Genomic DNA, 9,379 nt, shown 5'->3' with positions numbered 1-9,379 from the left:
ATCAAGCTCGTTACATTGGTACTCGCAAAAATCTATTTGACCTCCGCCGTACCGCAGTCGTCCATAATCTTCATGTCCTTGCCAAAATTTTTACTAACACTACTGAGCAGTCTTCTACTTAATTCTGATTACTGAATCGGTGTTCTAGGGACTGGTAAACGGCTTACATTGAATCGCCTTCACATTTCGCAGATAGTCCAACTGTGGCTCGAAATCAGTCGGACAGAAGACATAAACATTGTCCTGAGATCGGCTAATGACTAAACGGTAACTGGGTGGAATCCCTTCAGAACTTTCGATCACTTCGATTCTGGGAATCACTTGTGAACTGACTTGAGCCAGGGATGGAAAATTGAACAGTAGGAGTACGCCGAACAGAATTGTGATTGCGATTGTGGTTGTGATTTTGGTTGAAAGAATCTTTCGGTGTAGGCAGTGGCGATCAGAATGGGGGAGGTTTGTTGTGGAGGAATGCGGTGTGCGATCTGCGCTTCTCCCAAGGGGAGACGCCAAGGGTGAACGCAGCAGCGCTTCGCTATCGCGGGATAAGTGAGTGAACCTCCGAGCAATCCTGTAGCGATCATTAGTACTCCGAAAATGAGTTGAAGTTTCATGATTGTCCTCCTGATGGAGATTGGTTTTATTTCGCATCAATTTGCGTCGGAGTGATTACTCCACTCGCTTTGAGACCCGCAACGAGGTCGGTCACTTGACGTTGAGCCTCTGCACTCAGGGAGTCAAAGTCGTCTAAGAAGAATTGACGTTCTAGCGTTAACTTCCGGGTATTGAGCAACCCTTCGATCTGCCAACCTTCGTCGCATTTCGTTACGACGAATAGCGGCAGCGAATCTCGTGACGGTGAAGTTTCGCGTTGTCCGGGCAGTATTACCCTGATAACTACGTGCATGAGCGCGAGTTGCGAGTTCACGAAGCGGACAAAATTCACCTCACCCTCCAGGCGTGTTCCTTTGATAACTGTGTCGAACGCTTGCTGATGAAATGCAGCGATTTCTTTTCGACCCTTGAGATGTGTGCCCTCGAACGTGAGGAAATCCGCAGTTTTGCTGAACGGGGCAGCAAAGCCTTCCCCGCTACCTCGATTCCAAGCATCAATCATCTGGTGAAGGAAAGCACGGATTGCCGACTCGTCAGCATTAGTGGTGGTTTGAGCTGTTTGTGAATTCACAGTCTTGAGTTCTCCTTTTAAGTGATAGAGCAGTTTTCGAGCAGCATAAATTGTGTTATTAACGCTTGCAAAACTCACGGAACAATTGCAGTCACGCGAATTTCAATCCGCATCGTGGGTAGTCCAAGCACCGCGACTCCTACCTGTGTCCAGATTGGAGCGTGGTTCGGCATATAATGACGAAATAGCTTGGACATCACTTCGTTAACCTCCGGGGGGAACCCGCCAACATGGTAAGAATTAACGTGAACCACATGCTCCCAACCCGCACCAGCCGTCGCCAAGGTTCGCTCGACGTTCCGGAACGCCTGAGCAATCTCGTCTGCAAGCGATTCGGTAATTTGCAGATTGTCATCCCAGCCGCCTTGCCCTGATATCTCCACTCGATTGTCAATTTTTACCGCTTGCGAGTAATGCAATTGATTTAACAGATATTCCCCATAACCAGGGGTAACAAAAAACTTGGGCTTATTCATGGTGTTCCTCATGTAGTACGTTTGACTCTATCTCGCGTTGCTGAAACGAGTTTGTTTCGGCATCATCCGATTTAGACCCTGCCTCTCGTCAAGAAAGAGGAGGCAGAGCTTCCCAGAATGGGTTCCCAGTTTCCAGGCTGGGAACCATTCAGGGCAAGGGCTGTGTCTTAACTTAGTGCCATTCATACCCGTGCTATTGATTCAACTTTTTCTACAAGCTTGCTTCATCAAGATACGGTTGTTTTTATACACCTCTAAAGTTCCAGACTGCGGGTTATCCAACGTGCCATCCCATACCCAATATTCATAAATTCCATTCCGAAACTTATACACTCGAACACCTTCTGTTGCTTGGCTAGTTCCTTTACCCAAACTTAAATTACCGTTGGCACTGGTTGCGCGATAAAGCAGTTCACCGTTCGTATAATTCTGCCAAATATTGATGTTGTACCCACCCTGGCATTTTGTACTCAGGATGATGCCAGCAGTAGAATCAGCAGAAGCTCTTAAGGAAAAATTAGCTAAGATACTGATTGGCAGAGCCAGGAGGAACGCAAATGTTTTCATGAGTGTTGTAAAATTAATGAGTTTGATATTACTCGATTGCTGCTAAAATAGTGTTTCAAAAACGCCAAGGTGCGATCGCCTTTTGGGCGGGCGCTTTGCGCCATCGCGTGCTAATTCTGCAACTTATTTGTGATCGACGAAACTAAGTGCTTCATTGATTAAAGGTGCAATGATAGCGATATTTTTCACCAACTCATCCGAGAGAGAAAATCGCTGTTTTAAGTAATTAGGATCGTTGTAACTCACCCACACCTTGCCGTCAGTCGCTTGCCATGCCAGTAGTTTCAGGGGTAAATCCAGGGCGATCGTTGGTTCTGCCACCATGAGGGAAGTTCCGGCTTTCGGGTTGCCAAACAGCAACAACTGTGTAGGACACAGGCTTAGTCCGACTTTTTCGGCTTCAGCCTGTTGATCAATGCGGGCAAAAATGGTGATGCCTTTTACTTGAAGGACAGCTTCTAATCGATCAATGGTTACAGGCACTGAATATTGAGTGAGCTGGCTAATGATGCCCTTGTTTGTATTCATAGCAGTGGACTTCTTGTAGAATAAAAACTGGGTGATATGGTCGTTGGGCTTTTCAAAGATTGAGGTCTGACAATCCTGAATGCTCGTCAGGACGACGACCCAGTATCCAGTAGAATTTGCGATCGCGTAGCGTCTCCTTCGGAGAATCGCTTTGGTGAATTGGCAGGTCGTTGATGCTGGCAATACGCCATCGCATGAATCCATGTTCGTCAAACTCCCAATTCTCATTGCCGTAAGAGCGAAACTAGTTGCCGGAATCATCATGCCATTCGATAATGTCCCTAGCGCTTGGTGTGTGGCTGTTCATAGCAGGTAATTACCTGAAAGTAGTTTGTATTACGATCCATTTAAAGGTGAAACGGCGCAGAATCGAATGGCACTAAGAAAAGCCCAAAGGCTTGCTTAGTCTCGTTCCCAGCCTTAAGACTGGGAATGTATTCAGAGCCTCCCAGAATGGGTTCCCAGCCTGGAGGCTGGGAACCCATTCTGGGCAAGGGCTGTGTCTTAACTTAGTGCCATCCGATTTAGACCCTAATGTTCAGAATTCACTCGCCATGTAATCACAATGATTTCTGCAAGTATTAAGACGGCTAATAGCCGCGAAAACGCTTGTAAAATGGCTTCCATTGTCCAGTTCTGACTCTGAAGCTCCCAGATCGTCACAATAATGTTCACTCCAATCCCCAACCAGGGTAAAATGACGGCTGAATTCCGTCTGCGATAGAAGCGGATCGTCGTCTCGCGCCAAAATGGGAAGGTACTGAAGAGACAAACAAGGTAGGATACTCCTGCACTGCCGAACAGGCTGTTTTGGAGACCCGAAGGCAGGTTCGGGTCTCCAAGCGCGATCGCCGTTAGACAAACTCCCAGCGCCAGATACAGGAAAGTAAACAAGGTAAATCGTTTCATTCTTTGTAAATAAAGCTCAGTGATAATCTATTCCTAGGTGGCTGACATGACTCAGCCGATGAACAACAATTAGTCCACATACAGCACAGCCTTACCTGAAAATCTGCGCCCGATCAAATCAGCCGACGTTACGTCTGCTTCACGCCACGAAACTGCTCGATCAATATGCATTTTGAGCCGCCCCTGCTCAACTAACCTCAGCAGACGAGCCAGCCCAGAACTAGCACTTTCCAGCTCTACTTCGGTGTACAGCGTGAACCCGTAAAGCGTGCGCTGTCCTCCATTCTCGGAATAGAAGTCTGCCAGGGACAGCTTCATCTCGTTGCCGCTGCTACTGCCATAACAAACGCAGGTGCCTCCTTGAGCCAAAAACGCAGTTAGCTTCCCGACCAATTCACCTCCTACTCCATCGACAATCAGTCGATAAGGCGCGAACTGCTCGGCTTCTCGCCCGGTTTCGGTCTCCACCACTTCATCCGCGCCGTAATCTCCCACAAATGCTTCTTGCGCTGGCTGACGAATTTGGGCAACGACGCTGGCTCCCATCATCCGAGCAAGCTGCATGGCGAAGAGTCCCACTCTCCCTGTTGCCCCTGTGATCAGCACCCGACTTCCTAGTAAACGAGATCCCTTTTCCACTGCATACAGTGCTGTTAACCCTGCGACGGGCAGTGTAGCGGCATCGGTATGTGATACGCCCTGGGGAATGATAGCTAGAAAGCGAGTCGAAATTGCTACATATTCTGCCCAGCCCTCCGAGCGGATGGAGAGGGCAACAATTTCTGTCCCTGTAGGTGGACCACTGCCGTCTTGCGCTGTTTGTTCAACAACGCCAACGATATCCCAGCCAATTGGAGTGCCCAGTGGATCATTTTGCGATCGCTTAAGTTCGCCCCGATTCATCGAAAATGCTTTGACGCGAATCAAGCACTCGTTAGCCTTCGGAGTAGGAAATTCAGTGTCTTGAAAGGTGAGGTTGCCAACGGCATCTGGTGAAGTCACGAGTCTACGCATCGCCATATCCTTCGTGTATAGAGGGCTATAGTTTCATGTTCTAGATAGAACTGTTTCAATCAACTTGCTGTATATCCACCATCGATCACTAAGGGTTGCCCAGTGATGTAGCTGGCAGCGTCGGAGCAGAGAAACACCACCGCTTGAGCAATTTCTGCTGCCTGGCCGATCCGACCCATTGGAACCATAGACCCGAGTTCATCGGACGGGATACTCCACTGGTCGGCGGCACGAGCCATGAAGTCAGTCGCAATCGGACCAGGATTGATGGCATTGATCCGAATACCTTGTTTGGCATAGTCCAGAGCTCCCGATCTCGTCAGCCCCATTACTGCATGTTTGCTGGCGACATAAAGAGAAGTCTCCGGAAACGCAACGAGACCACTCGTTGACGAATTGTTCACGATCACACCAGATCCTTGAGACAGCATTTGCTGAATTTCGTACTTCATGCACAAAAACAGTCCCCGAACATTGATTGCCATCAGGTTGTCAAAATCTTCAATTAATTGTTCATGCAGAGGCTTAAAAGAACCGTCACTGCCTGCATTATTGAAGGCATAGTCGAGTCGCCCGTAGGTTGCAACCGTATGAAGCACTAACGCTTTGATATCTTCCTCTTTTGAGGCATCTGAATGGACATATAAACATTCAGCACCTGTTTCACGGATTAGTTTGGCAGTTTTTTCTCCTTCTGCATCGCGTCTGCCTGAGAATACTACCTTTGCTCCAGCAGCACCGAATGCGATAACTTCGTTAAGCTTTCCTTCTCTACGAGAGGCTGCGCCAACGGAACGCTGCGCGAACGCTAACGCGGTTGCTCTGCCAATTCCCGATGTGCCTCCTGTAACTAACGCCACTTTATCTTGCAGTATCATTTTGTTTCTCCTGTTTCAATCAAGATTGACCTTCAGCAACAAACTGACGAGATCACCGACGACCCTTCTGATGGCTCTGGAAAACGGGTTCGGATGCCTCGTCGCGTTTGAACACCTTGTAGGCGATCGCCAGGAACATGGGTATTGCAACCAGCACTGATAGCGCCCCGTAGGTGGCGTGATACTCGCTGATTGTGAACAGAGCCGGTGTGGTCACGGCACTTCCAGTTATGTTGAACAGGAGTATGCTGCCGATGTTGTTCACGAAGTGTACGCCGATGGCGAGTTCAGTGGTTCCGTCAATCAACGAGACCACAGTCCACAACAGACCCGGAACGAGGAAGTAGTTGGAAAAGACCGTCAGCCAGCCACCCGCGTTAGCGTTCGCGCAGCGTTCCGTTGGCGCAGCCTCTCGTAGAGAAGGAAAGCTTAACGAAGTTATCGCCTCCGGGTTGCCAAGGTGCGGCAGCGTGAAGATCACGGCTGGCACGATCGCCAGAAAGACACGGTTACTCCAGATGAGGCTCGCACCCTGCACGATGTATCCACGGAAGAAAAGCTCCTCGGTGGTGGTTTGGATGGCGGTGAAGATCAGTGCGATCGGTACGAAGAGCGCCAACGCTGCCAGGTCGGAGTTAAAGGAAAAGGTGTCGGGGTAGAAGAGGTACTGTCCCAGCCCACCGATTAGGCAGAATGGCACGAACCACGCCACGAACCCCTGCCCGACGCGATACCAGCTTATCTTCTCCTGCGCCGTGATCAGCGTCAGGGGAGGGCGGCGGTGGATGAGGGAGACGGTGGCTAGGGTTCCTGCGAGGAAGCACGGAAAACCCGCCATGATCACCAGGAAGCTGCCCACAGAACCGAGCGTGGAGTAATCCGCTTGCCTGAACGCTGCAAACCCCTCCTGTCCGCCGATGGCGATCGCCACGAGTAAGCTGGCAACGGTGCCGACAACCAGCCACGCAAAGAGGATGATTACCAGCCCCAGAAGATACCGCCACCAGAGGTGACTACCTCACCGAGCAGCCTCCACATAAGTTGCGTTTTTCATGAGAATACATCCTGACTTTTGCAGATGATTTACGCCGCGCTGCTGGTTTCATCCTTGACCTCGGTTTTGATGACAAAAGCTCTTAATTCGACAATCTTGCCGCCATGAAAGCGCCAGATGTCGCAGTACGAGTAATCAGCCGCCTTCCCGTCTTCGTCCTTCATGGTGATGTCGCCGAGTGCCGTGACGAAATCACCCTCAGCGATTAAGTTAGCGACCCTAAACTTTGGCGGCTCTATGTATGTCATTGCCATCCATTGGCGAACGGCTTCTTTTCCTTTAAGGGTCTTGTCACCTACAAATGTCCATTCCATGTCGTCGGCGCAGAACGACAAGAATCCTTCATTGTTGCCTTGGGCGATCGCCGCGTTTGCCTCTTCTAAAATTGCTTTATTTTTGTCTGACATTTGAATTTTTCCTCTATTCAAGTTGTCTTTGTTTTAGCCAACTTGGAGTTTAGTAAGTTCCAACACTCAACTTTGAGTATGCTCCAGCGCAACTCGATCCCAATGTCCTAAATTGGCTGCTGCTTCATAGGTGCTTTGGAAAAAAGCAAGGAGCATTGCATCTGGATCGTCAGTTTGTCTCACGGCTTCATAGGGTAGGATAAACTCTTGCATCTCTGAGCTGTAAAAAGCTTCTGTGGGTTGGATCGGGTAATCATGGAACCCTGACGGCGTAGGGTAAGCATAAGCGTAAAAAACAGGCTCCACCATTGACCCACCCCCTGGCCAAAAACCACAGCTACTGACTTCGTGTGAATAGGCTTCTCGTGTGACCCAATCTGCCATATTCGGAACTCCCCCTGGGTGTTCTGGCGCACGACGACCAGAGAAACGAGTCACAGCAAGATCAAAGCTGCCCCAAAAAAAATGTACAGGGCTGGATTTACCAATAAACTGAGAACGGAATAAGGTCATGACCCGATCGACTTGCACAAGAATTCGCCAGAACCGTTGTGCATATTCAGGATCATAAGCTGCGTGTTGATAGTCCTGATCGAACGGGATTGGTTCTGACACTTCTTGCGGCATTGTCCAGATTTGAACTTCGATGCCGATGTCGCTCAATGTAGTTAGCACCATTTGGTAAAAATCTGCCACAGAGCGAGGAGCCAGTGCAATTCTTTTAGTAATGCCGTCGCTAGTGTCGATTTGTAGTTGATGGTCGAGAAAATCAAAGCTAATTTGAAAGTTACGAGTTCCGCAAGGGATTGAAGCGGTTGTTAGTCCACGCGGTGTGACATAAAGAGTAGATTGCCACCAGTGATTGAGTTTAGGTGCCAGTGCCAACCGGATTTTACCGATGATTTGCGTCCATAGATGGAGAGTTGCATAGGTATCCTGCCAAGCTGCTAAGGGCAAACTGGGCCAAACGATGTCAATGGGAGTACTTTGATTAGAAACAGCCATGAAAATCACCCACATGAGGAGAACATGTTGAAGAAATGAGAAGGAAATCTAGATGAAATCAGAATCGCTATCAATAGTCTTTTCCCTGTTCATCTGCAAAACACCATAACCACTGCTCCCCCAATTCAGCCGAACTAACCACTGCATGATTGGTTGCTTCATAATGACGGCGAGCATGTTGATGCTTAGAGGAATTGCAGCACAGCATTTTGCCACAGGTTTGGCAAATCCGGAGGTGTACCCAGCGGCTATTTATTTTAATGCACTCTTCACAACGAAATACGGGATAAGCTGCTTTAGAAATCAGGTTTTCCACAGTTAGATTGTTGAGATGTTCGCAGGTCATAGTTTTTTGGTATCCCTGGTAGAAGACAACGGTGAACAGAATGATTGAGGCTGATGTGAAATCTGAAATTAGGGGCGCGTCCTTCTCCTTAGCGTAGTCGCCGAATCACCCCGTTGCCGCTTGTGCAAAATTCACGGAACAATTGCAGTAACGCGAATTTGAATCCCCTAACAGTGAGATTTGCATGAATCAGACTGGTGCATAAATCGTTTCGTCTTCTTTGCGCCAAGCTGGATCAACTAGACAAACGAAAACAATGGGTTCGTCGCCATAGTTGTGAAGGAACTGGATTGCATTTGGAGGAATGTAAACCGCATCGCCTGGTTCAATGCGACGAACTTCACTGTCGATCGACATTTCGCCAACACCGCTAATGATGTAATAAACCTCAGAAGTCTTTAGAGAATGGGGAATCGAAGTTTCGCCAACAGGCAAGATCGCATGCGCCAAACTGTAACGCAAGTTGATATCTTGTTTGTCAGGATGAAGCAGTTCGCGCAGAACAGTTCCATCTCCAGCGATAATTTCTTCACAGTCGTTTAGTTTTTGGATCAGCATACGTTTAGGTTTGCAATTACACAATCGGAGCAAGTTCAGAATCTGTGAATTTTGGACGAGAAATTTGCCTGTTCCACGCGCCGTTGAATCACGTACTGATGGGGCGAAATCCCCATCGTTCGCTTAAACAAACTTGCAAAGTAAGTCGGGCTGATGTTAACTACATTTGCTAGTTCGGCTAAGGATAAATCACAATTCAGATGAGCATGAATGTAATCGATCGCCTGCTGCAATTAGCTGTAAGTTAAGCTTCTATTCTCAGACATGATAATTTGTACGACCTAAGAATAATGGCGCAACAGATGAATCAATAACGCTTCAGACAGAGACAGTATTTAATCTTTTTCAAAATGCTGTCTCCTATTTTACTTGTTGCTTCCGTAGAGGAAACCTCAAGTATTAGTGTCCACCTGAGGTCACTGGAGGGGTTGTTGCAAGAAGCTGAAGTTCC

Annotated in this window: 14 protein-coding genes and 1 pseudogene; all 15 read right to left on the bottom strand. The window is 48.4% G+C overall.

The features are described from left to right. Positions 1-317: 317 nt before the first annotated feature. On the bottom strand, positions 318-614 hold the full coding sequence (locus H6G97_RS51620) for a hypothetical protein (RefSeq protein ID WP_199349944.1): 297 nt from the start codon (positions 612-614) through the stop codon (positions 318-320). Positions 615-640: 26 nt separating this feature from the next. Beyond that, entirely contained in the window at positions 641-1,264 is a 624-nt protein-coding gene (locus tag H6G97_RS38670; RefSeq protein WP_338421937.1) for an SgcJ/EcaC family oxidoreductase, read from the bottom strand. Continuing rightward, a complete protein-coding gene (locus H6G97_RS38665) occupies positions 1,261-1,662 on the bottom strand; it encodes a RidA family protein (protein WP_190913592.1) in 402 nt (133 codons plus the stop codon). Before H6G97_RS38665 ends, H6G97_RS38670 begins: the two co-directional genes overlap by 4 nt. 201 nt (positions 1,663-1,863) lie before the next feature. Continuing rightward, on the bottom strand, positions 1,864-2,229 hold the full coding sequence (locus tag H6G97_RS38660; RefSeq protein ID WP_190945959.1) for a hypothetical protein: 366 nt from the start codon (positions 2,227-2,229) through the stop codon (positions 1,864-1,866). A 123-nt stretch (positions 2,230-2,352) separates the two neighbouring features. Further along, positions 2,353-2,757, bottom strand: a complete 405-nt coding sequence (locus H6G97_RS38655; protein WP_199349942.1) for a DUF302 domain-containing protein — start codon at positions 2,755-2,757, stop codon at positions 2,353-2,355. Positions 2,758-2,809: 52 nt separating this feature from the next. Then, positions 2,810-2,989: pseudogene (locus tag H6G97_RS38650) on the bottom strand (DUF1348 family protein); the annotation flags it as partial. Positions 2,990-3,288: 299 nt separating this feature from the next. Continuing rightward, the gene (locus H6G97_RS38645) at positions 3,289-3,666 is read right to left on the bottom strand and encodes a hypothetical protein (protein ID WP_190945958.1); all 378 of its coding nucleotides are present in this window, start codon (positions 3,664-3,666) and stop codon (positions 3,289-3,291) included. A gap of 69 nt (positions 3,667-3,735) precedes the next feature. Next, complete coding sequence (locus H6G97_RS38640; RefSeq protein ID WP_190945957.1) at positions 3,736-4,680, bottom strand: zinc-binding dehydrogenase; 945 nt, start codon at positions 4,678-4,680, stop codon at positions 3,736-3,738. 59 nt (positions 4,681-4,739) lie between these two features. Continuing rightward, entirely contained in the window at positions 4,740-5,558 is an 819-nt protein-coding gene (locus H6G97_RS38635) for an SDR family oxidoreductase (RefSeq protein ID WP_190945956.1), read from the bottom strand. Positions 5,559-5,610: 52 nt separating this feature from the next. Beyond that, the gene (locus H6G97_RS38630) at positions 5,611-6,489 is read right to left on the bottom strand and encodes a CPBP family glutamic-type intramembrane protease (protein WP_338421936.1); all 879 of its coding nucleotides are present in this window, start codon (positions 6,487-6,489) and stop codon (positions 5,611-5,613) included. A gap of 152 nt (positions 6,490-6,641) precedes the next feature. Continuing rightward, complete coding sequence (locus H6G97_RS38625) at positions 6,642-7,019, bottom strand: nuclear transport factor 2 family protein (protein WP_190945955.1); 378 nt, start codon at positions 7,017-7,019, stop codon at positions 6,642-6,644. 66 nt (positions 7,020-7,085) lie between these two features. After that, the gene (locus H6G97_RS38620; protein ID WP_190945954.1) at positions 7,086-8,024 is read right to left on the bottom strand and encodes a DUF5996 family protein; all 939 of its coding nucleotides are present in this window, start codon (positions 8,022-8,024) and stop codon (positions 7,086-7,088) included. A gap of 70 nt (positions 8,025-8,094) precedes the next feature. Then, a complete protein-coding gene (locus tag H6G97_RS38615) occupies positions 8,095-8,370 on the bottom strand; it encodes a UBP-type zinc finger domain-containing protein (protein WP_190945953.1) in 276 nt (91 codons plus the stop codon). 189 nt (positions 8,371-8,559) lie between these two features. Next, positions 8,560-8,928 carry a cupin domain-containing protein gene (locus tag H6G97_RS38610; protein ID WP_190945952.1) on the bottom strand — a complete coding sequence of 123 codons (369 nt, stop codon included), beginning with the start codon at positions 8,926-8,928 and terminating at the stop codon, positions 8,560-8,562. A gap of 35 nt (positions 8,929-8,963) precedes the next feature. Further along, a complete protein-coding gene (locus tag H6G97_RS38605; RefSeq protein WP_242055854.1) occupies positions 8,964-9,161 on the bottom strand; it encodes an AraC family transcriptional regulator in 198 nt (65 codons plus the stop codon). Positions 9,162-9,379: the final 218 nt, after the last annotated feature.

It is taken from the genome of Nostoc flagelliforme FACHB-838 (assembly GCF_014698065.1).
Lineage (GTDB): Bacteria > Cyanobacteriota > Cyanobacteriia > Cyanobacteriales > Nostocaceae > Nostoc > Nostoc flagelliforme_B.
Note: the sequence above shows the minus strand (reverse complement) of the source record. Positions and strands in the feature narration are given on the sequence as shown.